The sequence below is a fragment of the Arthrobacter sp. SE2 genome, assembly GCF_058244265.1.
On sequence record NZ_JBZAYA010000009.1, the window covers coordinates 134425 to 157244 of the forward strand.

The following is a 22820-nucleotide window of genomic DNA, read 5'->3' on the forward strand; positions in this document are numbered from 1 at the left end:
ATCGCGCTCGCCGAGATGCTTAGGCGGCTAGGAGTTCTGTGACGTGGGTGTACCTCAATGCTTTGGCGTGGTGCCGTAGCTTTCGTCGGTGGCGCCGGGAATCTAGTGCCGTGGTATCGGGTGGATTGTTGCCGGGCAGGGGCGGGGCTGTTGATCGGTAGTGGTGTCCGGTGGGGGTGCGGATTTCGAAGGTGTGCCGTGTTCCGTGACCGGGTTTTATTGTCTTGGTGCGTGTTGTCCAGCCGTTGAGTTCTTTGGTGTGGTTGCAGGCTTCGCACAGGCCCGCCCCGTTGGCCAGGCTCGTTGTGCCGCCGTCGTGCCAGGGGATGATGTGGTCGAAATGCCGGATGGGCGCGTCGCAGTAGGGGGTGCGGCAGGTGTCGTCGCGGGCTTGGATGAAGCGCCGCATGCCTGCCGGGAAGAACCGCGCCCTCGAGTCGACGGCGACAAGGTCTCCGGTCCCGGGGGCGGTGAAGAGACGCCGGAGCCAGAGCTTGAAAGCCTGATCGCACTCAGGCTCGCCGGGACCGGCCTGGCCGGGTTCATTGTTGCTGCCGGATCCCCCGGCCAGAAGTGTCCTTGCCCAGCCGGCGGGGACGATGCCGTAGCCGGGGAGCCGGGCGGGTTCGCTGTCGCCTTGGAAGAGGGTGCGGTCGGTCATGACGAGCTGGACTTCCACCCCGGTGATGCCTGCGGGGGTGCCGGTGGTGCGTTCGACGAGGGTGTCGGCCATGATCTGGCCCCGGGACCGGGTCTCCCCTCCGGCGCGGAGGGTGTCGGCGTGCCGGGACAGCGCCGCGTGCACCGCAACGCCCTGCGCGACGGGGAGCAGGGCGGTCAGATAGGTCATGGTGTCCGGTGCCGGGCGCAGGCTCACGTGCCGTTCGGCCGTCGCGTGGCTGGCGCGTTGCGTGACCGAGCGCGGGTCCCGCCGGTAGGCCGCGTTCCTGGCCGCCGCGATGATGGCCTTGTCTCCGGCGCCGTCGAAGACTCCGGTGTCGGCGGCGAGTTCCTCGTCCACGGCGCAGCGGTCCTCGGCGGACAGGCAGGCTGTTTCCTTCACCAGCAGCGTCGCCCGCCATTCGCTCAGCCGTCCGGTGTCCAGGGCGGCGAGGGTGTGCGGCATTTCGGTCACGAGGGCTTTCGCGAGGCCGTGGAGCCGGGATCCGCGGGCCGGGGACTCCCGCCGGGCAAGGGCGATTTGTGCTCCGACGCCGCGTCCCTGCTCGTCGGCCGGAACACCCGCCGCCGCGTCGGCGCTGCGCTGTGCGGCATCGAACACGACGGCGATCCGGGCCTGCGCGGCCGCTGCCGCGGACTTCAGATCCTCAAGGGCACGCAGGTGGTCAATTAGTTCGGCGGGGTCGGCCAGTTCAGTGTCGCCGGCGCCCGGCCGAAGCGATCTCACGGCATTGATCAGATCCCCCATCTGGACGCCCGGCACGGCAACATCCGGACCCGCACCGCCCGAAGGCGCGCCCGCTCCGATCAGCTGTGATCCCCGAATCCTGTCCATAATCAAAGCATTTCAGGGACCTACGACATTATTAGGCCGAAAAGACCCGCCCAATCGAAAGAATCCAGAAAATTTGAGCAGCTACTGGAGACAGACCGACGACGGGGAGCCATCGACCCCGGGAGTGCCCAAGCCTAGGCCAGCAGGTCGACCAACCGGCCTCGACCCTTGAGGTCTGTTCCGGTCGCAGGCCGACCAAGACCCCGATTGAACAGTCGCCAGGCTGGTGCCTACCTGCACCGAGCGACCCCTCTGCGGTCACCACTCCGGCGTCGTTATCCGTGATAACAAACGGAGGCGCGAAACGGTCCCGAAACCCCGGAAAACCCCGGAAACCAAGCCGCTGAATCACGTCCTCGTGACCCTTCTCGAAGCCCGCTAACAGTTGGGCGCCGAAGCGGATACGAAGCTCATGAAAGGGCCCCGACGCTCCTACGCTTGAGGTATCGGATCGCTCAAGCACTCAAGGGGATGGGCCCAAGTGAGAAAGTTTCATGCGTGGTTCACGGCTTTGCTAGTGGTCGCCGGGCTTGGTCTCGTGGCTCCAGGGACAGCATCCGCAGCCCCGTATTGCGGAATCGTCTGGGGATCGTTGGCGAAGTCCAACCTGGCGCTGACCCAGGCACAAGTGGTCAATGTCCGGACGGGCCAGCAACCCTGCTATGACCGCCTGGTGATCGACCTGAACGGCGCTGTTGCCGGCTATTCAATCCGCTACGTTCCACAAGTATTGCAGGACGGTTCGGGCCTTCCGGTCGAGCTGAGAGGCAATGCGTTCCTGCAGATCACAGTCAATGCCCCTGCGTACAACTCTGGCGGCGCTGCCACGTACAACCCGGCCGACAAGAACGAGCTGACGACCGTCTCAGACTACAAAACCTTCCGGCAAGTGGCCTATGCGGGGAGCTTTGAGGGATACACCAGCCTTGGTCTCGGTGTCCGCGCGCGGCTCCCCTTCAGGGTCTTCACGCTGGCTGGCCCGGGAACGGGATCGCGGCTGGTGATCGACGTCGCCCACATGTGGTGAAGCAACCAACACAGAAGCCCTGCTCCGGGTGATTCCGGAACAGGGCTTCTGACATGGTGAGGGTTACTCCGGTACCACGAGGGCCGGCGTGTCCTTCCGAAGGGTTTCGCCGCGGAAGAAGCCGGGCCGGACGCGGGACATGATCACCATGACCACCGCTCCGAGGGCCAGGATACCCACGCCGATAATGAAAACGAGGCCGACGCCGAAGATCTCTGAACCGCTGCCGAAGTCCGGAGACCAGCTGTCCACCGCCGTTTGGATGAAGACGAGCGTCAGCACCACGCCGCCGACTACCGGGAAGAGCAGGCGCATGAAGAAGTTGCGGACGCTGCTGAAAACGCTGTGCCGGAAGTACCAAGCGCAGGCAAAAGCGGTCATTCCGTAGTAGAAGCAGATCATCAAGCCCAGGGCCAGGATGGTGTCGTTGAGGACGTTCTCGCTGACCACCTTCATGATGGCGTAGAAGCCGCCGGAGATAGCCCCGGCAATGATGGTGGCGTATCCCGGGGAACCGAAGCGCTTGCTCACGGTGGAGAACTTCTGCGGCAGGGCGCCGTAGTGACCCATGGCGAGAAGGCTTCGGGCAGGGGAGGCCATGGTGGACTGCAGGGACGACGCTGTGCCTGCGAGTACGGCCAAGGACATTAGGATGGCCAAGGGACCCATTACCGGGGAAGCCAATGCGGCAAAGATATTGGACTGGTTGTCCGGGTTGTTGAGCCCGATGCCGTCGCCGCCAATGCCGGCAACCATCATCGTGGCTACGATCACAGCGACGTAGAGTCCCAGGACGGCGATCGCCGTCGTGGTTCCGGCCTTGCCGGCAGTGCCCTTGCCGCCCTTGGTCTCTTCATTGACCGTCAAGCAGACGTCCCAGCCCCAGTAGACGAAGACCGCCAGGGACATGCCGGCAGCGAACTGCTCGAAGCTGCTGATCTTCGTGGGGTCGAACCAGTCCCAGCTGAAGGCGATGGCCGTGGGGGTGTCGCCGGAGGAGGCGTGGGTGAGGGCCATGACGATGAACACGCCAAGGACCACTACCTGGAACCCCACCATGGCATACTGCACCAGTTTGGTGGCGTGTAGGCCCCGGTAGCTGACCCAGACAGCCAGTGCCACGAAGGCCAGGCACGTGGCGATGTTCAAGGCCTTGTTGGAGGTGAGGTCGGCAAGATCGGGATTGCCGAAAACCTGGGCGAGGAAGAGGTAGAAGAAGTCCACGGCGACGCCTGCCAGGTTGGAAAGAACGATAATGTTCGCGGCCAGCAGCCCCCAGCCGCCCATCCAGCCGATGAACGGGCCGAATGCCTTGGTGGCCCACGTAAAGGTGGTGCCGCTGTCCGGGGAGTCTGCGTTGAGCTCCCTGTAGGCGAACGCCACGAGGATCATCGGGATGAAGGCGACGATGAAGATCGCAGGCAGTTGAAGGCCCACCGCGTTGACCGCCGGGCCGAGGGAACTGGTCAGGCTGTAGGCGGGTGCCACCGAGGAAATACCCAGGACGACGACGGCGAGGAGCCCCAGCTGCCCCGTCTTGAGTCCTTTGCCGCTGATGCCGTGTTCGGTGCCAGCGGGATCGTGGGCCTCCACGGTTTTCCTGGCGCTTGGGCGGGTTAATTGAGTCATGTGCTTGGCTCTTTCTAAATGGGCCGAAGGTTTGTTGCTGGGTGATGCCGTGAAGCCGTCAGCGGGGTATGAGACGGGAGTCACTAAATGAATGACGTTCATTTAGTATGGACGCGGAGAAGCCTTGGCGCAAGTGGTTTGGCGAAACATTTTGGTTCGGGGCGGATCATCTGAGCGAGCGTCCGCCGGAAACGGCCCAAAAGTGAGCGAGCGTCGGGAGGCCGGCAGGTTGAAAGAGCCCGGATCCCACGGCTCAAGAAGGGACGCTCGCTCACATATGCGGCCAAAAGGGCAGACGCCCGCTCAGATCATCTGAGCGAGCGTCTGCCGGAAACGGCCCAAAAGTGAGCGAGCGTCGGGGGAACGCGTGCTGCTTAGGCGCTCAGCTCGGCCCGGAGGGGGTATTCCTTGCTGTCGAGGAGAAGCTGCGTGCAGCGTCCGGTTTCCGGGTTCAGCACGATGGGGGCCGCGAGATTGACCGTGGTCTTTTGTGGAGTCGGGTTGACCACCACCAGGGTGGTGGCCAGCTCAGCCCGGTCCAGCCCGAGATCTTCCAGCGTCGAGCGGGGGATGGCGGGCGCGTAGCCCGGAACGTAAACGGCGGCCTCGGCCAGGAACATCCGGATGCGCGGACTGGCCGACTCCATCGCGTAGAGTCCCGGGGCGCCGTCGATTCCCCGCAAAGCGAAGCCGTCGGAAGCTTCAAGCCCCGGCATGGGCGCGGTGAAGCTCAACTCCCGGGAGGCCTGTGCCGTGCTCATTTGAGGAAGTCCATGAGCGTAGGCTGCAGCGTCTTGGCGGTGACCGCGAGGGCAACCTGGTAGTTGGTTTCCTGCAGCTTCAAGTCCATGACGACCTTTCCGATGTCTGCGTCTTCAATTCCGGAGCGCTGTGCGTCGAGTGAGGCCTTGAGACCATCGACGGAATCCTGGGCGCGCATGAGCTTGGTCTGCCTGGCACCGACGTCGGCGCGTCCGTTGACGACCGACTTGATCTTGTCACCGATGGCCGCCAAACGGCCGCTGACATCCGCGCCGGAGCGGATATCGGCGACGACGTTGCTCACCAAAGCGAAAACCGAACCGGCGCCGTCACCGAAGATCGCACCGCCGTCGGCGTCTACCCGGACCGTCTGGATTGCGTCAATCCGCCGTTCCACGGTGCCGCCCGGTGTTCCGTTGAAGACAGGTGGCGTCGCGTTGCTGAACGCGCCGGCGGAATCGGAACTTCCAGCAAAGACGTTCCGGCCCAGGTACTGGGTGTTCGCCTGGGCGAGGAGGTCCTTGTTGAGGCCTTCGATTTCGACGGCGATCGCCTCCTTGGCGTTGCTGTTCAGTGAACCGTTGGCGGCTTGGACCGTGAGGTCACGGACCCGGTTGAGAATGTTGGTGGCCTGGCCGAGGGCCGAATCGGCGGTGGTCAGCCAGCCGTTGCCGTCGTTGATGTTGTTCGAATACTGTGCGACGGCGCTGAGCTGGCTTTTCGTGGCGAGCAGGTTCGCCGTGGCCGCGGGATCGTCCGAGGGCCTCGTGATGTTCTTGAGGTTGCTGGCCTTGTCCTGCAGCGCGGCGAGCTTTGCCTGCCCGGCCTGCAGGTTCAATTGCGCGGCCGCGGACATTGTTTGGTTCGTGACACGGTTCAGCATGGCTTACCTTCCCACCAATCCGGTGTGGTTGATCAGGACGTCGAGGGCTTCATCCACGGCCGTCATGGCCCGGGCGGCCGCTTGGTATGCGTGCTGGTTGCTCAGGAGGCTGATGTTCTCCTCGTCGAGGCTGACGGACGCACCGGAGGAACGCTGCCCGACGGCGGCAGTGCTCGCCGCGTCGGCGAGCTGCTGGTGCTGCTGTGCGGACTGGGACGCCGTGCCGATTCCTGTGACGATTCCGGACCACAAAGCGTCAGGGGAACCCTGTCCGGCGCCGATTTGGGCAACTGCGTCGGCGATCTTGCCGTCAAGGGCGCCGGAGCCGGGGCTGCCGGTCGCCATTCCCGCGGCGCTCGTCGGGACAATGCTGAGCGACAGGGCCGCCGGGGCGCCCGGGGTGGTTGCGAAGAAATCGAGGTTTGAGGCGCCGGTGGTGGACTGCCCAGTGCGGTGCACGGCATTGACGTCATTCATGAGCTTGGTGGCGAAGGCGTCGTACGACGCAGCGGCCTCGGAGATGGCGCCTCCCGCGCCTCCCGCCGCCGGGGCAAGAAGCGAGACCGCGCCGGCGAGCTTTCCGCCGTCGAGGGGAACCGCCACACCCGGGCGATCGGCCCATTCCAACTGCACCGGTCCCCCCAACTGCACTGCGGAACCTGGCGCGCCCATGCTTGCCTGGCCGCTCAAAGTGAGGTCGCGGTGGGAAGTACCCGAGACGATGGCGTTGCCGCCGACAAAGACATCCACCGTGCCGTCGGCGTTGTCCCGGACAGTTCCACCAGCCAGGGAGGCGATGGTTTCAGTCACCTTGTTACGTGCGTCGATGATCTCATTGGCGGAACCACCCGAGGCCGTGACGGAACGGATGGTTGCGTTGAAACCGGCCACGCGGGCGGCGGCATCGTTCAGGGTGGCGACGGTGCTTTGGGTTTCGCCGCGAATCCGCGTCCACTGTGAATCCAAGGCCTTGTAGCCCGCCGACACTGTGTTGGCGAGGGTGGTGCCAGCTTGAAGCAGCACGCCGGCCGGGGCTGCTTCTCCCGGGTGGTTGGAGACGCCCTGCCACGAGGACCAGAAAGTCTGGAGCGCCGTCGATATTCCGGCGGGCCCGGGCTCGTTCAGGGAGCCTTCGAGTTGCTGGAGCTGCGTGGACCGATAGCCGGCGAAACCGGCCTGGGCCGCGCTGGAGCGCACCCCGGCATCGAGGAAGCTGTTGCCCAGGCGGGCGATCCCGTCCACCGACACGCCTTGACCTGCCTGTGCGCCCGCTGTGAAGAGACCCGTGCGCGCGGGTGCGCCGACGGCCGATTGCTCGATCCGCTGCCTCGTGTACCCGTCAGTGCCGGCGTTGGCGATGTTCTGTCCGGCAACGTTGATGCCCTGTTGCGCTGCGGTGAGGCCCAGGTAGGCCGTATTGAGTCCGCCGAATGTGCTCAATGTTGTGTGTCCTTTGGTGATCCGGGCCTGAGTGGGTGCGGCCTCTGGTTGTCCGTCTACGTTTGATGAGTTTCGGTCAGAGTTGCTGGTCGAAAAGGCGGGACGGGGTTGAGTCTGCGGTCCTGCCCTGGGAACCGGTCCGCCCGTGGGAGTCGTAGGTCCCGGCCGTCGGCTTCAGATCCGCCATGGTTTCCTGGGTGGAACGGACGGCGGCGCGAAGGAACTGCTCGTTCGAATCACGCAGCTCCTTGATGATGGCGGTCTGTTGCTGCATCGCGTTCAGGTGCGAGGACAGGACATCAGCCCAGGCTTCTTCTGGAGCGGACGAGGCCAGCTCGCCCAGTGAAGACTCGGCAGGCAAGCCCCATTGCTCTGCCACCGCCGCCACTTCCACCGCCCTTGCAAGCCCGGCCTTGGACAGGTGCCCCAGGACCTGTTCCACTTCCCGGGTGCCATGCGGCAACCAGCGGGATTTGCCTGCCGTGAGGAGCAGTTGCTCTTCCTCCAGCTTGAATGTCAGCAGATCCAGAAGCTCACGTTCTCGCCACAGCAGCGCCGACAGTTCATGGATGGCCATGTCGGGTCAACTCCAGTTCCGGGTTCTTTTTTCGGGTGCGTTGCCGCGGGAAAGCACTTCCCCTGTGCCTTCGCCGCGTTGAAAACAACTATCGGCTGCCGCCGCCCATGCGTTAGGCGCTGTTTATGCATGATCTATTCGCTTTGTCCAGTCAAACGACGGGCGGCGGAACTTGTGGCCTGCGGCAAATTTTCCTGCGGCGTTTTGCTAACCAAACGGGGCCACTGTTCCGATAACCAGAAGTGACAGGCCACGGACGGCCTGGGAGTTCCAGCAGACCCAATCACGGAGGAATACATCATGGGCATGGCAATCAACACAAACCTGATGGCGAACAACGCGTACGGCAACCTCAACCGCACGCAGAACGACGTGTCCAAGTCCATGGAGAAGCTCTCCAGCGGCCTGCGCATCAACCGTGCAGCTGACGACGCAGCAGGCCTGGCAATTTCGGAAGGCCTGAAATCCCAGGTCAGCGGCTCGGCAGTCGCCGCCCGCAACGCCCAGGACGGCATCTCGGTCATCCAGACCACTGAAGGCGCACTGACTGAAGTCCATTCGATCCTCCAGCGCATGCGTGACCTCGCTGTCCAGGGCTCGAACGACACCAACAACGCCGCATCCCGCTCAGCGATCAAGGGTGAAGGTGACTCACTCGGCAAGGAACTGGACCGTCTCACGCAGTCCACGCAGTTCAACGGCATCGACCTGCTCAAGGGTGCGGCTGGAAACAGCGGCGCGGCCCTGAACATCCAGGTCGGCACCGGCGGCAGCGCCAACGACAAGATCGCCGTGAACCTCGGTGACGTCGCAACCGCCGTCGGAACCGGCGCGACGGGCCTCTCCGGCGCAGCTGGTGCCGCAGGCTTCAAGGTGGACACGAGCGCCAACGCTCAGCTGACCATCGCTGCCGTTGACACCGCCATCGCGGCAGTTTCGGCTCAGCGTGCGGACCTGGGTGCAACCCAGAACCGTTTGGAGCACGCCACGAAGACCCTCCAGGTCTCCGGCGAAAACCTGCAGGCAGCCGAGTCCCGCATCACGGACACGGACATGGCTTCGGAAATGGTCAAGTACACCAAGGCCAACATCATGTCCCAGGCCGGCACGGCAATGCTCGCCCAGGCTAACCAGTCCGGCCAGGGCGTTCTCTCGCTCCTGCGCTAAGACCTTCCGGTAGCTGACCGGTAATCAGCGAATGGCGGCCAGGACGGGAGCACACCCCTGGCCGCCATTCGCGTCCCGATCCCGCCGACAAAACCAATACCTCCGGAAGGACCGAACGTGGCAAGCTCGATCGACGGCCTCGCCAGCGGCTTGAACACCACCTCCATCATTGATTCGCTCATGGCGGTGGAAGCGCAACCGCAGACACAACTGAAGACGAAGCTTGCGTCAGACCAGACAATGATTTCGACGCTTCAGTCGCTCAACTCGAAGTTGTCATCGCTGAAGGACCTCGCGAGCGGCGACTCGGCCGTGAACGCCTTGAACTTGTTCACCGCCACCACGAGTGCGCCGTCGATCACTGCGACGGCGACCACCTCCGCGACGGCGGGCTCCATCGACGTCACCGTCACCCAGCTTGCCCAGAGCCAAGTGGACGTCACTGCCGCAATGAGCAGCTGGCCCACCGACGGATCAGGTGCACCCGCACACCTGACGCTCGTCGACTCCGCGGGGAAACAGACCGAGATCACGCCGGCATCCACCTCTCTTGACGACGTCGTGACGGCGATCAACGCGGCATCCGGCCCGGCCCGTGCCGTGAAGGTCCCGGCAGGCAACGGAACCTATCGCCTTCAACTGACCGCAGCCACGTCAGGCGCGGCTGGAGCCTTCAGCGTCTACCAGGGCACGGCAGCACAGGTAAGCGCGGGCACCGCGAGCGACCTAATGGCTGACCCCTCCGCCGCCGTCGTCAAGGCCGCCCAGGACGCCAAAGCGACCATGTACGCAGGCACTCCGGCAGCACAGACAATCACGTCCGGAACCAACACCTTCACCGATCTGCTTCCCGGCGTATCAGTGACGGCCTCCGCCGTCACTGCCGGACCGATGACCGTGAACATTGCGAGCGACTCCGCAGGCATCACCAAAAAGGCCGGGGATTTGGTGAACGCGGTCAATGACGTCCTGGGCTTCGTGTCCATATACAGCGCGGTGACCCAGACGACGAACGCTAATGGCGCGTCAGTGGCCAGCGGCGGGATCTTCAGCGGCAACAGCAGTGTCCGCTCGGTCAACGACCAGGTCTTCTCAGCCATGTCGATGCCCGTGAACGGGAAGTCCCCCTCCGAATACGGAATCAACGTCACCCGGGATGGAAACTTCACTTTTGACGCGGCCAAGCTCCAATCGTCCCTGGCTTCGGATCCGGCCGGGACGCAGGCAGCGCTCCAGACCATTGCGTCCCGGGTGTCCGACGCGGCCACCAGCGCTACCGATCCGTTCACTGGTTCGGTGACCGCCCTGATCAAGGGGCAACAATCCGAAGTGGCTGACCTGGGCAGCCAGATCTCCGATTGGGACCAGCGCTTGGCCACCAGGCGGCAGACCCTGCAAACCACGTACAACGCCATGGAAGTGGCCCTTGGCCAACTCAACGCCCAGCAATCATGGCTCACAGGCCAGATTGCCGGCCTTTCGAGCTCGACGAAGTAAGGAGCGTAAAGCATGACCTCCACAGCCCTCCGCGCCAGCCAGCTTTCCCGGTACAACGACGACGCCGTCCTTTCGGCCCCGCCGGCCAGGCTTCTCACGATGCTGTATGACCGGCTGCTCCTGGACCTGAACCGCGCCCAGTTCGCCCAGGAGAATGCCAACTGGGGTGTCGCAAGCGAAAACCTGCTGCATGCCCAGTCGATCGTCACGGAGCTGTCCTCTACCCTGAAGACCGATGTGTGGGATGGCGCGCCTGGGCTGCTGAGCATCTATCAGTACGCGATGGAAGCCATGATCGGGGCCAACATCTACCGCGACGTCAACCGGACCAAGGAATGCATCGCGCTGCTGGAGCCGCTGCGGCAAGGCTGGCACGACGCCGCCTCGCAACTGCCGGTCCAGGCCGCGGTATCCGGCATGGCAAGGACGAACGGCACTCTTGGTGTCGGCTGATCCGGTCCAGGAATGGTCCGAAATCCTGGATCGGCTTGAAGCAAACATCGCCGTGGCCGTCTCCGGCGGCGAGGCTGAGCCATGGAATCCGCCTGCGAACGCCGGACCACTTCCTGAAGAGCTGGCGGACCGGGCACGCCGGATCCTGGACGCGCAGCAGGAGTCCATGGCCATGCTCGGCAAGGTCCGCAACGATGCACTCACCCACTTGGACGCCCTCAGCACCGTCCCGGACAGCCAAAGTTCGGCGCGCCCGCTGTTTCTCGACGTGCAGGGCTGACGAGAAAGTATCGAAAACATTCCCCTAATCGGCTAACGGATGGCCCGCGGTTGCCGATGGTGGAAGTTGAGCAGGGATGCTCGATGCACGGCCACGGATCGGCCTCTTCAAACTATTCGCGAAGGCAGGCCGTCGTGTTCGAGTCAGTGACTTCTGTTGCCCTTGGTAGCGCCCTGGACGGGCTCTCATTGCGCCAGCGCACCATCGCCAACAACATCGCCAACATCAACACGCCGAACTACCACGCCAAAAGGGTCCAGTTCGAAGACGCCCTTGCGGCCTCGGTGAGCGCCGGAGATGGGCAGACCGCGCCGACCGTCACCACCTCCCAGGAACCCACCCAGCTCAACGGCAACAACGTGAACCTGGACACCGAGACCCTCTCGAACGTGGACACCGTCTTGCGCTACCAGTTCGCCTCCCGGGCCATAGGCGAGCAATTCACCGCCCTCCGCACGGCCATGAGGACCAGCTGATGACTTTCGACGCGATCGGGATCGCCGGCTCCGCACTCACTGTCCACCGCAAATGGCTCGACGCCGTTTCCGACAACCTGGCCAACATGAATACCGCCACGCGCACCAGCGGCAAGGCGTTCCAAGCCCGCTACATTGAGGCCGCCGAGGGCAGCAACGGAAACGGCGTGTACGTCAAGAGCACCCCTCAAGGCAGCGCAACTGGCAGGCTCGTGTATCAACCGGACCATCCGCTTGCCGATGCCCAAGGCTACGTCCGTTACCCGGACATCGACCTCGCCGAACAGATGGGTGCCCTGATTGTGGCGCAACGCGGCTACCAGGCCAACGCCCAAGTGGTCGACCGTGCCCGTGAGACTTACCAGGCAGCGCTTGAGATAGGAAAATCCTGATGGCTTTGGACCCGATCGGCGCAATTCAAGGTGGCGGAGGACTTTCGGTGCAGGGCGTCACCGGCACGGGCTACCTAGGCACAAACAACATAAGCGGAGCCACCGGAACATCGGACGGCAATGGCTTTGCGACCGCGCTGACCGGTGCCGTGGACAACCTCCAGTCCCTGCAATCGACGTCGAACCAGCTCGCAGTGTCTGCGGTGACGGGCAACCTTGACGACATCCACAAGGCGACAATCGCTGCCACCCGCGCCCAGATCACCATCGAGCTTGTCTCCACGGTGCGGAACAAGGGTGTTGACGCGTTCAACGAGATCATGAGGATGCAGGCCTGATGCCGCCACAGATTGCCGCCTTCTTCCGCAAGATGGGCGATGGATTCAAGGGGTTCACCGCCGGGCAGCGCACCATCGCCATCATCGGCATCGCCGTCCTGGTGCTCGGCGGAGTGGCATTGTCAGCATGGTTGGGCAAGCCGTCCTACTCGCCGCTGTTCTCCGGTTTGAAGGACACGGATGCCAACGGAATCGTGGAGCAGCTGCGCAAGGACAATGTCCCGTATGAGCTCAGCAATGGCGGTTCCACCATCCTGGTTCCCGATGACAAGGTTAACGACGAACGGCTGAAAGCCGCCGCGGCGGGCCTTCCTGCGGCCGCGGCCACGGGCTATTCGCTGCTCGACAAGCTCGGGGTAACCTCGTCCGAGTTCCAGCAGTCCGTGACTTACAAGCGTGCGCTCGAGGGCGAACTCGCCACCACCATCCAGGCCATGGACGGCGTGAAGACAGCGGCCGTGCAGTTGGCCATTCCGGCCAAGACAGTTTTCGTGGACAAGGCTCCCGACGCCACTGCATCCGTGTTCGTGGAAACGCAGCCGGGCATCACCCTGTCTGCCGACAAGGTCCAGGCGATTGTGCATTTGACGTCCGCCGCGATCGAGAACCTCAAACCGACCAACGTGACCGTGGTGGACTCCCAAGGCAACGTCCTCTCCACGGTGGGAGGGGGAGCCACGGGTTCCTCGTCCAAGCAAGCCGCCGACTACCAACAGCGCACGTCCGATTCGGTCAAGGCCGTGCTGGACAGGGTAGTGGGACCGGGCAACGCCACTGTCGCCGTCGCGGCCGACGTGACCGCCGAGTCCGCGCAGCAGCGCAGCGAGACGTTCTCCACGGCCAAGGATGCCGCTCCGCTCAGCGAGACCACCAAGACCGAGAAGTACACGGGAACCGGCGGCGGCGCCTCCGGTGTCCTTGGCCCGGACAACATTGCCGTGCCGGGCGGCACCAACGGCAACGGAACGTTCGACTCCAGCGACACCACCAAGAACAACGCCGTCAACAAGGTCACGGAAGACCGCACCATTCCGCAAGGCGCCGTGAAACGCCAGACCATCTCAGTGGCGATCAACCAGTCGGCTGCGGCCGGACTCAACGTCAACTCGGTCAAGGCTCTCGTTACTTCCGCGGCGGGCGTCGATCCTACCCGCGGCGACGTGGTGACGGTTGAAGTGCTGCCCTTCAGTACCTCGGCCGCAGACGCGGCGGCTCAGGCATTGGGCGCGGCCAAAGCGCAAGCCGATGCCAAGCAACAGTCGGATTTGATGAACACGCTCATCCTGGCGGGCAGCATCCTGCTGGCAGTTGTAGCGCTGATTGTGCTTGTGCTGATCCTCCTGCGGCGCAGGCAGCGACGCGAACCGGTTGACCTTGGCGAACGCCTTGACTACGAGATGCTGCCGCAAGGCGTCTCCACGCCGGCGCTCGAAGGGCCGCCTGCCACGTCGGCGATCGAACTGCCGACTGTGCATCCCGTTCCGGCCTTACCGATGTCCGGCTTGCCGATACCAGGCGCCGAGGCTCTCGACGGCGAGCGGCGTCGGGCCCAGATTGAGGCCATGGTTGCCGAGAACCCGGCCCGGACCGCCGACTACCTGCGCGGACTCATGGATGAAAGGCAGTCCGTATGAGGGCCGGGGAGTTGGACGTAAGCGGGTTGAGCGGTGCCCAGAAGGTGGCCGTGGTGCTGATGCAGATGAGCCCGGCCAGTGCGGCCTCCGTCATGACCCAATTCTCCGAATCCGAGGCCGAGGACATCGCCGCCGAGATCGTCCGCTTGCGCCGCGTCTCCTCAACCGTGGCGGACCACGTCATGACCGAGTTCCACGACCTTGCGGTCAGCGGCCGCCGCACGGCCCGCGGCGGCCAGGAATTCGCCGTCGGGCTCCTGGAAGCGTCCTTCGGTGCGGACAAAGCGGCCGGTTTCATGGACCGTCTCGCCTCGACCATGGCCGGGAAGTCGTTCGAATTCCTGGAAATGATGGATTCCGGACAACTGCTGGCCCTCATCGACGGCGAGATGCCGCAGACCATTGCCCTGATCCTGGCGCATTTGCGGCCGGGCAAGGCTTCCGCGGTCATGGCCGGACTGGGCGACGTGCAGCGGAGCGAGGTGGCCCGTTGCATCGCCACGATGGGAATGGCTTCGCCGGAGGCCGTGGGCATCGTGGCCGAAACCCTGAAAGTTCGCGCCGGGGCGGTCATGTCGCAACGGAAGTCGAGCGAGATCGTCGGCGGCATCCAGCCCCTCGTAGACATCATCAACCGCTCGGACATCAACACCGAACGCTCCGTGTTGGAAGGCTTGGAAACGCTCGATCCGGAGCTGGCCACGGAAGTGCGCGCCCGGATGCTGACCTTCGTGGATATCGTGAAATTGGAACGCCGCGACATCCAGCAGATCCTGCGTGGCGTCAATGCCGAAGTGCTCGCTGTCGCTATGAAGGGTGCCCCTGCCGTGGTGCTCGAGGCTGTACGCACCAACGTGTCCGGCCGCAACCTCGAAATCCTGGAAGCCGAAATGGCTTCCGCCGGGCCCGTGCGCGCCTCCCAGGTTGAAGAGGCCCGGGCAGAGATTGTCCGTTCCATCCGTGAACTGGAAGCCGAAGGCGCCATCGTTGTCCGGCGCGGCGAAGAAGACGACTATGTCTACTGAGGCTAAACTCCAGAGAGTGGTCTTTCCGGACATCCAGCCGGCTGCGAGGTCGCGAAAGGAGGACCGGGGGTTCACCCAGGGGCACGCGGCAGGTTACGCCGCCGGGATCCAGGCTGCAGCAACGGAACAGCGCCGTCTCAGCGAACAGTTTCACGCCGAACACCGCGCAATGCTCGACGCCGGACGCCTGGCTGTGGCGCAAGCTGTCCGCGTGCTCGAAGCGGCGGCCACCGCGTCCCAGGAGCGCCGCGGCGCTGTTTTGGAGGAAGCGCAGGACGTGTTGGCGGCCAGCGCGATGGAGCTTGCCGAAGCCGTCCTGGGCTACGAACTCAAGGACGGCGGGAAAACGGCCCGCGCCGCGTTGGCCCGTGCCCTTGGCACCGTGTCCGGAGTGGAAACCGTGACTGCGGTGCGCCTCCACCCGGCGGACCTCGCCGCGCTGACCGCCGTCGACGTCGGGAACGTGGCAGGCGTCGAACTCAAGGCCGATCCGGCACTGAATCCCGGCGATGCGATCGCGGAATATCCGCACGGCTGGCTCGACGCCCGGCTTGGCACCGCTGTGGACAGAGCCAAGGCAGCCCTGCTGGGGAACGACTCATGAACCACACCGACTTCCGGCCGCACCCGGGCCGTTTCCGCGCAGCCCTCGCCGCCGCGGCGCCGCAGCGCGTGGGCACCGTGACGTCCGTGCTCGGCCTTGGCCTGGAGGTCTCCGGGTTGGACTGCGCGGTGGGCGATCTGGTGACCGTTGGCGAGGCACCCGGGCTCGACGCCGAAGTGGTCGCCTCGGTCAGTGGTGCCGTGCGCTGCATGCCGCTGGGACGGCTGACCGGGGTGGCCGCGGGAGAGCCGGCACGTTCCAAGGGCGCACCGATCTTGGTACCCACCGGCCGTGGCCTCTTCGGGCGGGTACTGGATGGGCTCGGGCGTCCAATCGACGGCAAGGGCCCGTTGCCCGCCAGCCCCATGGTCCCTTTGGACAACGAAGCCCCGTCGGCGATGCACCGCGCCCGGGTGGACACCCCGCTCCAGACCGGGGTCCGCGTCCTGGACACCATGGCCACTCTTGGCCGCGGGCAGCGCATGGGGTTGTTCGCCGGCTCGGGCGTCGGGAAGTCCTCGCTGCTGTCCATGATTGCCCGCGGCACGGATGCCGAAGTGTCCGTGATTGCCTTAGTGGGGGAGCGCGGACGTGAAGTGCGCGAGTTCCTGGAGGACGATCTTGGCCCCGAAGGCCTGGCCCGTTCCGTGGTGGTTGTTGCCACGTCCGATGAGCCTGCACTCATGCGCCTCCGTGCCGCGGTCACGGCCACCCGGATTGCCGAATCGTTCCGCGAAGCCGGGCAGGACGTGGTGCTCATGATGGATTCGCTCACCCGCGTGGCCATGGCCCAGCGCGAAATAGGCCTGTCCGCCGGTGAGCCACCCGCCACCCGCGGCTACCCGCCGTCGACCTTTTCCGTACTGGCCCGGCTCCTGGAACGCGCCGGGACCGCCGAAACCGGATCCGTGACCGGGATCTACACGGTCCTGGTGGACGGAGACGACCACAACGAACCGATCGCCGACGCCGCCCGCTCAATCCTGGACGGACACGTGGTCCTGGACCGGAAGCTCGCCGTCACGGGGCATTTTCCCTCGGTGGACGTGCTTGGTTCGGTGTCCCGCGTGGCCTCCAAGGTGAATTCAGCCGATCGCACGGCGCTCGCGGCATCCTTGCGCAGGGTCCTCGCCGCGCGGCGCAACGCCCAGGACCTGATCGACGTCGGCGCTTACCACCGTGGCAGCAATCCGTTGGTTGACGCGGCACTGGACCACGAAGCCGCCATCAACGGGTTCCTGCAGCAAAGCATGGACGAATCCACCCCGTACAGCGAGTCCTGGCCGGAACTCCTCCGCCTCTCGGCAAGCCTCGAAGGAGCCGCGTGAACCGTCAATTTTCCCTGGCCGGGCTGTTGCGCCTGCGCCAAACACAACAAGACGCCGCCGCCAGCGGACTGGCCCGCGCCAACTCCCGGACCGCATCCTTGCGATCCCGCCGAGCCACCGCCCGGGAGGAACTGGCCGAGTCCGCCGGAGATGCCGGCAGCTCAGCGTCGCTCCTGGCCATCGCGGCCTCCCGCGCATCCTCGCAAAGCATGTTGGCTGAGCTTGACGCCTTGGCCGCCAGTGCGGAGGCTGAAGCCGCAGAAGCCCGCGCGGAATACACCGAAGCCAAACGCCGTGCGGTAGGACTCGAGAAGCTCGAAACCCGCCACGGCGCCGCCTTCGAGGCTTTCGCGCTGCACGCCGAACAAAGCGTGCTGGACGAGATCGCGTCCTCCGCTTGGCACCGGAAGGCCACCTCATGAGCATGACCGAGGCCATCGGCCGCATCCAGAGCATCGAGTCGATGTTGCAGCAACTGAGCCAAGGCGTTCGCCCACAGACCGCGACCACAGGGACAGCGGACTCTTCCGCGGGCACCGCCTCTTCTACGGACGCGACGTCCTTCGCGCAAGCGTTGAGCTCCGCCGTCGGGGGTTCGACGACGCCGGACGTGAGCCAGCTCGCTTCATCTTTGGGACTCGGCGGCACCGCCGCGCTCTCCGGCATTGCGGGCCTTACCGGTACAGTGGGCGCGCTTTCGGGTGCTGGTACGGGCACTGCTACCGGCGCTGTCACGGGCGACGCAGTGGTGGCTGACGCTAAGAAATACGTGGGCGTGCCCTACGTCTGGGGCGGCACGAACCCGGCGGTGGGCATGGATTGCTCCGGCTTCGTGCAGCGTGTCTTCAAGGATCTCGGAGTCGACCTGCCGCGCGTCGTCAGCGACCAGATGCGGCAAGGCACTCCCGTGGCCTCCCTGGCGCAGGCCAAGCCCGGCGATCTGCTGGTCAGTTTCGGCGGCGAACACATCTCCATCTACCTCGGCAACGGCAAAGCGATCGACGCACCCGTCCCCGGCCAGACCATCCAGATCCGCGATGCATGGGAACAGCAGTCCAACTTGACCGCCATCCGCCGCATTGTCCCCGCGGGAGGCTCGTGATGCAGTTGCCTCCCGCGGGTGCGGCTTCACCCCGTCCTGCCGCTCCCGGCTCTTCGCCTGTGCCGCAGTCTGGCGCCGCCGCCGGTTTTGAGGCCGTGATGAACGGCGTGCTGGCGTCCGACTCGAAGACCTCCGACGGGACCGCACAGCAAGCGCCCGACGTCGGCGCTCAGGGAAAGCCTGCCGCAGGCGGTGCCGGGACGGTCACCTTGGTCGCCAAACCAGACGGGTCGAAGGTCGCCAAGGACACGGTTGATGCGCCGGGTTCGCTTGGTTCGCCTGGTGCGGTTGATGCGGCTGCTCTTGCAGGTGTGGCCGCTGTTGCGGGTGGACTTGCGGCCGCCGGAGTAGCAGTCGGAACCGCTGCTCCGCAGGCGAGCCGGCCGGGCATCGCTGTGCCGGTCAAAGACGGTGTCGTCGACGGTACGGCCCCGGCCAAAGCGATTGCCGACAGCTCGGAAACAGCAAGTCTCGTCGTTGGGATGCCTGCGGGCAGCACTCAGGCGACGCTGGCTGGATCGGGGGTAGGCGATGCTGTGCCGGCAGCGCTGCCACTCGGGAGCCTTGGTCAAAGCCCCACCCAAGCTGGTCCGTTCCCGGCCAGCCCACTTCCCAATAGCTCACCTCCCACTAGCCCGCAGCCGGCCTCCGCTCTGCCCGCCAGCCCACAGCCGGCTGGCACCGTGCCCGCCAGCCCACTGCCCTCCGCCCTGCCAGCGAGCCCAGTGCCGCCCGCCGCTCTGCCCGCCAGCCCACTGCCCGTTGGCCTCGAACCCGGGGTCAACGTGACCGCAGCCCAGCCACTCGAGTCCGGGACCGCCGTCGTCCTTCCCACCGGGAAACCCGCCGTGCAACAGGACCCGCAGCGGGTCCTCGGGCAGGACGCCCCGGACGCCCCGGCACCCGGGCTTCCCTCGGGGATTCAGGCCGGAATTCCGGGGCTGGTGCAGCCAGCGTCGCCACTCCAGCAAGCCCCTTCTACAGCCCCTCCTGGCATCGCAACGCCCACGCCCTTGGCGGACCCGGCGAAACTGCTGCCCCAAGTGTCAGGGCCGCTGTTCTCCCTAGCATCGGCGGCGCCCGGCGCGCACGTGATGACCTTGAAGCTGTCTCCGGAGGACCTCGGCCCGCTGACTGTCCGGGCGCATATCGAGGGCGCTGGGGTTCGGATCGAATTGTTCGCCCCAGGGGAAGCCGGCCGTGAGGCAGTGCGCAGCATCCTGCCGGAACTGCGGCGCGGACTCGGGGAATCAGGCTTCGGTGCCAGCCTCGACCTGTCCGAGCACAATGCTCCGGCCGATTCCGGTGCGGGCGGCTCGGACCCCCGGGACCGGCGCCCGGCGGAAAGCTCTGGCTTCCCACGGGGCAGCGACGGCGAGTCGCTTCGCCTGGCGCGGACCGCCGTCGTACTTCCCCGAAGTATTACCAGCAGCCTGGACATTCTCGTTTGATGAAGGAGCACCAATAGTGACCATCCAAGCCATCGCGGCAAGCAGCGGAGTCCAGCCCGGAACCACGGCTGGAGCCGCCGCGCCCAAACCCGCGCAGACCATGGACTCAAGCATGTTCATGTCCCTCCTGGTCACGCAGCTGAAAAACCAGGATCCGAGTGCTCCCATGGACACGAACCAGATGATGAGCCAGACCGTCCAGCTGTCCATGATGGAGAAAATGACGGAGCTCACCGCAGACGCCAAGGAGAGTTTTTCGCTCCAGATGCGCAGCGCCGCGGCAGAGATCATCGGGCACAACGTCAGCTACGCGCTCGCGGACGGGACAAAGGGATCGGGTGTCGCGAGCTCGGTTTCCTTTGCGGCCGGAACCCCCACTGTGGCGGTCGGAGGAGTGAACGTTCCGCTCGACTCCATCAGCGGGATGACGGCCGCCAATTCGCCCACCGCTACGCCCACGGCCTGACGCTCTACACCCCTGAACCACCCGAAGAAAGGCAACACCATGCTTCGTTCGCTGTACTCCGGAATCTCCGGCCTCCGTGCCCACCAGGCCATGCTGGACGTCACGGGAAACAACATCGCCAACGTGAATACGGCCGGCTTCAAGGCTTCCTCCACCCAGTTCCAGGACACGCTCTCGCAGATGACCCAGGGCGCCGGCGCCCCGCAAGCCGAAACCGGTGGCACCAATCCCGCCCAAATCGGCCTTGGCGTTCGCGTGGCGGGAGTCAGCACCAACTTCAGCCAGGGTTCATCGCAGAACACCGGTCGAGCCACTGACATGATGATCTCCGGCGACGGCTTCTTCATCACTAGCAAGGCCGGCCAGCAGCTCTACACCCGCGCCGGCGCCTTCGACATGGACGCGGCGGGCCGTCTCGTGAGCCCCGACGGAGGCATCCTGCAGGGCTGGTCCGCCGCAAACGGGGCCGTGAACCTGGGAGGTCCCGTAGGCCCGATCGCCCTCTCGCCCAACACGACGTCGGCCGCCGTCGCCACCACCAAGGCCTCACTGGACGGCAACCTGCCGTCCGACGCGGCCGTCGGGACCAGCGTCGAGCGCCAGGTCAAGGTCTACGACGCCGACGGCGCCTCCCGCAGCCTGACCCTGACGTTCAGCCGCGCTGCGGGCGGCTGGGATGTGGCCGGGGCAGACTCCAACGGCGCCACGGGCAACTCGACGCTCACGTTCACGAACGGTGCGCTGACCTCGGGCGGTGCCATGACCGTCGGCGGTATCACGGTGGACATGTCCACTGTTACCGGCTTCGCCGCCATGAGCACACTCACGGTCGGCAGCCAGAACGGATCCGAGGCAGGCAAACTGGAGTCCTTCACCCTCGGCGGCGACGGCTCACTCATCGGCTCGTTCAGCAACGGCAGCAAACAGGTTCTGGCACGCGTGGCCCTTGCCCGCTTCACCAACCCCGGCGGCCTCGAGAAATCCGGTAGCTCGACATACGTGGCCACCGCCAACTCCGGCACGGCCCAGTTGGGAGCACCGGGCGACGCCGGACTCGGCACCCTGACCGCCGGAGCCCTCGAGATGTCCAACGTGGACCTCTCCCAGGAATTCACCAACCTGATCGTGGCCCAGCGAGGCTTCCAGGCCAACGCCCGCATCATCACGACGTCGGATGAGGTCCTGCAGGAGCTGACGAACCTGAAGCACTAAAATTCCGGAAAGCGCCGAACCCGGGTCGCGTCACGCCACGCACTTTTTTGGCGCTGCGACGCCTCAGGAACCCCGGAATCCCGGGCTTGCCGTCTGCTGGGGGCGCTGAAAGTCTGCTCGGCGTGACGCTGCCCGTTCACAGACACAAGAGTGGCCGGCATCCTTGGACGCCGGCCACCCTTCAGGCAATTACTGCATTTTTAGAGTCCGCCGACCCCGTTCGGAGTGCCGACGCCCGTGGGTCCGTCCCATCCGGTGCCGGAAAGGCACCACGGGCTCGTGGAGCACGTGCCCGTTGAACCCGAGGCGACGTCATTGAATTTCCCGGAGTTCGTGTACGGAAGCGAGTTGGCCAGCGCCGTCGAGCTGCCGGAGTTCCCGGAAAGCGCGTACATTGCCGCGATCAGTGGTGAGGACAGGCTGGTCCCTCCATACTGGGCCCAAGACGAGGTGGTGCTGCTACTCGGCGCATACACTGCCAATCCGGTCTGCGGATCTGCGACGGCGGAGACGTCCGCTGAGGCGCGCTTGCCGCACCCAGTACCGAATGTGGCAGCCGCAGGCAACGCGGCATTGACACTGGAGCAGCCGGATCCAGAGCCGGACCAGGCAGACTCGCCCCACCCGCGTGCACTGGTGTTCTTGACCAACGATGTGCCTCCCACCGCGGTGACGTAACTCGAGGAAGCGGGGTATGACGAGCCGGTATACCCGTTGTCACCGGTTGACGCTGTCACCGCGATGCCCGGGTGGTTGTAGTACGTACCGTAGCTGGAGTCTGCCGAATCCCCACCGCCGTAGCTGTTGGAAATCGCGACGACCCCTGGTTGTTTGGCGGCCGTCGCCACGGCTGTTCCAAGATTAGTGATACTGGCTGTTGTCGCTTGCACCACCAGGATCTTGCAGTCCGGGCAGGCTGCCGAGACGGCGTCGACGTCGAGGGCGGTTTCGTCGGCCCAGCCGGAATTGAACCTGGGAAGCTTATTGCCGCCGTTTTGGTCCTTGATGGTGAGGCAGCCGTTGCTGACCGTGCATGCCGGAAGGCCGAACTGTGCGCGGTAAACGCCGAGATCGCGTTCAAGGTTCGGATAGCCATAGGCATCTACGACTGCGACGGTGCGGCCACCGGACGCGAGGCCCGTGATGTTGTAGGCGCTCTGTATATCCGCAGGGGTCTTGCCCGTGGCGGGCGGCGTGCTCGAAGCGGGCTTGGCTTGTCCTCCCTGCGGCAGTGCCTTGGCCGGGCTCGTTGAATCATCGACGTACTTGAGCGCAAAACACGACGCATCGCCGGCCGGGACATCGGCGCAGACCCTCTCCGCATGCCAATTGGCTGACGGAGCTGGTTGGGCAACTGCCGCCGGGGCAGTGGCTGAGACCGCACTCAGCAATAGCAACAACGCCCCGGAAACGCTAAGAATCTTCTTCACGAAACCTCCCTGAGGGTCAATAAGATCCGAGTTGACAGAACGGGTCAACTCAGCGTGACAAGCTTCGCACCAAACGCCACTATTGTCACCCACGTCACATCCATCCCCGCGGTCTCATGAGCCACTGGGGA

Annotated in this window: 24 protein-coding genes; 17 read left to right on the plus strand and 7 right to left on the minus strand. The window is 65.1% G+C overall.

Annotated elements, in window-relative coordinates; genetic code table 11:
* Window positions 1–19: 19 nt before the first annotated feature.
* Entirely contained in the window at window positions 20–1516 is a 1497-nt protein-coding gene (locus AC4CS3_RS14115; protein ID WP_490783984.1) for an HNH endonuclease, read from the minus strand.
* Between the two features lie 481 nt (window positions 1517–1997).
* On the opposite strand from AC4CS3_RS14115, the gene AC4CS3_RS14120 reads away from it, so the two are divergent.
* Window positions 1998–2543, plus strand: coding sequence for an AMIN-like domain-containing (lipo)protein (locus AC4CS3_RS14120; RefSeq protein ID WP_490783985.1), 546 nt, complete (start codon window positions 1998–2000; stop codon window positions 2541–2543).
* 63 nt (window positions 2544–2606) lie between these two features.
* Here the strand turns inward: AC4CS3_RS14120 and AC4CS3_RS14125 are convergent, their stop codons facing one another.
* The 5 genes from AC4CS3_RS14125 to flgN all read right to left on the minus strand — a co-directional run bounded on the left by AC4CS3_RS14125 (window position 2607) and on the right by flgN (window position 7834).
* Window positions 2607–4172 carry an APC family permease gene (locus tag AC4CS3_RS14125; RefSeq protein ID WP_490783986.1) on the minus strand — a complete coding sequence of 522 codons (1566 nt, stop codon included), beginning with the start codon at window positions 4170–4172 and terminating at the stop codon, window positions 2607–2609.
* A gap of 374 nt (window positions 4173–4546) precedes the next feature.
* The gene (gene fliW, locus AC4CS3_RS14130) at window positions 4547–4933 is read right to left on the minus strand and encodes a flagellar assembly protein FliW (protein WP_490783987.1); all 387 of its coding nucleotides are present in this window, start codon (window positions 4931–4933) and stop codon (window positions 4547–4549) included.
* Window positions 4930–5817 (minus strand): flagellar hook-associated protein FlgL, encoded by an 888-nt coding sequence (gene flgL / locus AC4CS3_RS14135; protein WP_490783988.1) that lies wholly within the window; start codon window positions 5815–5817, stop codon window positions 4930–4932. The genes fliW and flgL overlap by 4 nt, the downstream gene beginning before the upstream one ends.
* 3 nt (window positions 5818–5820) lie before the next feature.
* Window positions 5821–7257 carry a flagellar hook-associated protein FlgK gene (gene flgK, locus AC4CS3_RS14140; protein WP_490783989.1) on the minus strand — a complete coding sequence of 479 codons (1437 nt, stop codon included), beginning with the start codon at window positions 7255–7257 and terminating at the stop codon, window positions 5821–5823.
* A gap of 76 nt (window positions 7258–7333) precedes the next feature.
* On the minus strand, window positions 7334–7834 hold the full coding sequence (flgN, locus tag AC4CS3_RS14145; protein ID WP_490783990.1) for a flagellar export chaperone FlgN: 501 nt from the start codon (window positions 7832–7834) through the stop codon (window positions 7334–7336).
* A 300-nt stretch (window positions 7835–8134) separates the two neighbouring features.
* Here flgN and AC4CS3_RS14150 point away from each other — a divergent pair, with 300 nt between their 5' ends.
* The 16 genes from AC4CS3_RS14150 to AC4CS3_RS14225 all read left to right on the plus strand — a co-directional run bounded on the left by AC4CS3_RS14150 (window position 8135) and on the right by AC4CS3_RS14225 (window position 21259).
* The gene (locus tag AC4CS3_RS14150; RefSeq protein ID WP_284982081.1) at window positions 8135–9001 is read left to right on the plus strand and encodes a flagellin N-terminal helical domain-containing protein; all 867 of its coding nucleotides are present in this window, start codon (window positions 8135–8137) and stop codon (window positions 8999–9001) included.
* A 117-nt stretch (window positions 9002–9118) separates the two neighbouring features.
* Window positions 9119–10498: a flagellar filament capping protein FliD gene (gene fliD, locus AC4CS3_RS14155; RefSeq protein ID WP_490783991.1), complete on the plus strand. Its 1380-nt coding sequence runs from the start codon at window positions 9119–9121 to the stop codon at window positions 10496–10498.
* Window positions 10499–10510: 12 nt separating this feature from the next.
* A complete protein-coding gene (gene fliS / locus AC4CS3_RS14160; RefSeq protein ID WP_441412520.1) occupies window positions 10511–10951 on the plus strand; it encodes a flagellar export chaperone FliS in 441 nt (146 codons plus the stop codon).
* On the plus strand, window positions 10941–11231 hold the full coding sequence (locus tag AC4CS3_RS14165; protein WP_441412519.1) for a hypothetical protein: 291 nt from the start codon (window positions 10941–10943) through the stop codon (window positions 11229–11231). Before fliS ends, AC4CS3_RS14165 begins: the two co-directional genes overlap by 11 nt.
* Window positions 11232–11365: 134 nt before the next feature.
* Complete coding sequence (locus AC4CS3_RS14170) at window positions 11366–11707, plus strand: flagellar basal body rod protein FlgB (protein ID WP_490783992.1); 342 nt, start codon at window positions 11366–11368, stop codon at window positions 11705–11707.
* On the plus strand, window positions 11707–12099 hold the full coding sequence (locus tag AC4CS3_RS14175) for a flagellar basal body rod protein FlgC (RefSeq protein WP_236815521.1): 393 nt from the start codon (window positions 11707–11709) through the stop codon (window positions 12097–12099). Before AC4CS3_RS14170 ends, AC4CS3_RS14175 begins: the two co-directional genes overlap by 1 nt.
* Complete coding sequence (gene fliE / locus AC4CS3_RS14180) at window positions 12099–12437, plus strand: flagellar hook-basal body complex protein FliE (RefSeq protein WP_441412517.1); 339 nt, start codon at window positions 12099–12101, stop codon at window positions 12435–12437. The genes AC4CS3_RS14175 and fliE overlap by 1 nt, the downstream gene beginning before the upstream one ends.
* Window positions 12437–14071 carry a flagellar basal-body MS-ring/collar protein FliF gene (gene fliF, locus AC4CS3_RS14185; RefSeq protein WP_490783993.1) on the plus strand — a complete coding sequence of 545 codons (1635 nt, stop codon included), beginning with the start codon at window positions 12437–12439 and terminating at the stop codon, window positions 14069–14071. The genes fliE and fliF overlap by 1 nt, the downstream gene beginning before the upstream one ends.
* Window positions 14068–15096 (plus strand): flagellar motor switch protein FliG, encoded by a 1029-nt coding sequence (gene fliG, locus AC4CS3_RS14190; RefSeq protein ID WP_441412515.1) that lies wholly within the window; start codon window positions 14068–14070, stop codon window positions 15094–15096. The genes fliF and fliG overlap by 4 nt, the downstream gene beginning before the upstream one ends.
* Window positions 15086–15700: a FliH/SctL family protein gene (locus tag AC4CS3_RS14195; protein ID WP_490783994.1), complete on the plus strand. Its 615-nt coding sequence runs from the start codon at window positions 15086–15088 to the stop codon at window positions 15698–15700. The genes fliG and AC4CS3_RS14195 overlap by 11 nt, the downstream gene beginning before the upstream one ends.
* Complete coding sequence (locus AC4CS3_RS14200; RefSeq protein WP_490783995.1) at window positions 15697–17028, plus strand: FliI/YscN family ATPase; 1332 nt, start codon at window positions 15697–15699, stop codon at window positions 17026–17028. Before AC4CS3_RS14195 ends, AC4CS3_RS14200 begins: the two co-directional genes overlap by 4 nt.
* Window positions 17025–17450 (plus strand): flagellar FliJ family protein, encoded by a 426-nt coding sequence (locus AC4CS3_RS14205; protein ID WP_490783996.1) that lies wholly within the window; start codon window positions 17025–17027, stop codon window positions 17448–17450. Before AC4CS3_RS14200 ends, AC4CS3_RS14205 begins: the two co-directional genes overlap by 4 nt.
* On the plus strand, window positions 17447–18130 hold the full coding sequence (locus AC4CS3_RS14210; protein ID WP_490783997.1) for a C40 family peptidase: 684 nt from the start codon (window positions 17447–17449) through the stop codon (window positions 18128–18130). The genes AC4CS3_RS14205 and AC4CS3_RS14210 overlap by 4 nt, the downstream gene beginning before the upstream one ends.
* The gene (locus tag AC4CS3_RS14215) at window positions 18130–19581 is read left to right on the plus strand and encodes a flagellar hook-length control protein FliK (protein ID WP_490783998.1); all 1452 of its coding nucleotides are present in this window, start codon (window positions 18130–18132) and stop codon (window positions 19579–19581) included. Before AC4CS3_RS14210 ends, AC4CS3_RS14215 begins: the two co-directional genes overlap by 1 nt.
* 16 nt (window positions 19582–19597) lie before the next feature.
* Complete coding sequence (locus AC4CS3_RS14220; protein WP_490783999.1) at window positions 19598–20047, plus strand: flagellar hook assembly protein FlgD; 450 nt, start codon at window positions 19598–19600, stop codon at window positions 20045–20047.
* Between the two features lie 39 nt (window positions 20048–20086).
* Window positions 20087–21259, plus strand: coding sequence for a flagellar hook protein FlgE (locus AC4CS3_RS14225; protein ID WP_490784000.1), 1173 nt, complete (start codon window positions 20087–20089; stop codon window positions 21257–21259).
* 200 nt (window positions 21260–21459) lie between these two features.
* Here the strand turns inward: AC4CS3_RS14225 and AC4CS3_RS14230 are convergent, their stop codons facing one another.
* A complete protein-coding gene (locus AC4CS3_RS14230) occupies window positions 21460–22689 on the minus strand; it encodes a S53 family peptidase (protein ID WP_490784001.1) in 1230 nt (409 codons plus the stop codon).
* Window positions 22690–22820: the final 131 nt, after the last annotated feature.

Bases quoted from the DNA above. Each gene is read 5' to 3' on its own strand.
- AC4CS3_RS14115 (WP_490783984.1), bottom strand. From the start codon at position 1,516: ATGGACAGGATTCGGGGATCACAGCTGATCGGAGCGGGCGCGCCTTCG.
- AC4CS3_RS14125 (WP_490783986.1), bottom strand. From the start codon at position 4,172: ATGACTCAATTAACCCGCCCAAGCGCCAGGAAAACCGTGGAGGCCCAC.
- fliW (WP_490783987.1), bottom strand. From the start codon at position 4,933: ATGAGCACGGCACAGGCCTCCCGGGAGTTGAGCTTCACCGCGCCCATG.
- flgL (WP_490783988.1), bottom strand. From the start codon at position 5,817: ATGCTGAACCGTGTCACGAACCAAACAATGTCCGCGGCCGCGCAATTG.
- flgN (WP_490783990.1), bottom strand. From the start codon at position 7,834: ATGGCCATCCATGAACTGTCGGCGCTGCTGTGGCGAGAACGTGAGCTT.
- AC4CS3_RS14150 (WP_284982081.1), top strand. From the start codon at position 8,135: ATGGGCATGGCAATCAACACAAACCTGATGGCGAACAACGCGTACGGC.
- fliS (WP_441412520.1), top strand. From the start codon at position 10,511: ATGACCTCCACAGCCCTCCGCGCCAGCCAGCTTTCCCGGTACAACGAC.
- AC4CS3_RS14175 (WP_236815521.1), top strand. From the start codon at position 11,707: ATGACTTTCGACGCGATCGGGATCGCCGGCTCCGCACTCACTGTCCAC.
- fliE (WP_441412517.1), top strand. From the start codon at position 12,099: ATGGCTTTGGACCCGATCGGCGCAATTCAAGGTGGCGGAGGACTTTCG.
- fliF (WP_490783993.1), top strand. From the start codon at position 12,437: ATGCCGCCACAGATTGCCGCCTTCTTCCGCAAGATGGGCGATGGATTC.
- fliG (WP_441412515.1), top strand. From the start codon at position 14,068: ATGAGGGCCGGGGAGTTGGACGTAAGCGGGTTGAGCGGTGCCCAGAAG.
- AC4CS3_RS14195 (WP_490783994.1), top strand. From the start codon at position 15,086: ATGTCTACTGAGGCTAAACTCCAGAGAGTGGTCTTTCCGGACATCCAG.
- AC4CS3_RS14200 (WP_490783995.1), top strand. From the start codon at position 15,697: ATGAACCACACCGACTTCCGGCCGCACCCGGGCCGTTTCCGCGCAGCC.
- AC4CS3_RS14210 (WP_490783997.1), top strand. From the start codon at position 17,447: ATGAGCATGACCGAGGCCATCGGCCGCATCCAGAGCATCGAGTCGATG.
- AC4CS3_RS14215 (WP_490783998.1), top strand. From the start codon at position 18,130: ATGCAGTTGCCTCCCGCGGGTGCGGCTTCACCCCGTCCTGCCGCTCCC.
- AC4CS3_RS14225 (WP_490784000.1), top strand. From the start codon at position 20,087: ATGCTTCGTTCGCTGTACTCCGGAATCTCCGGCCTCCGTGCCCACCAG.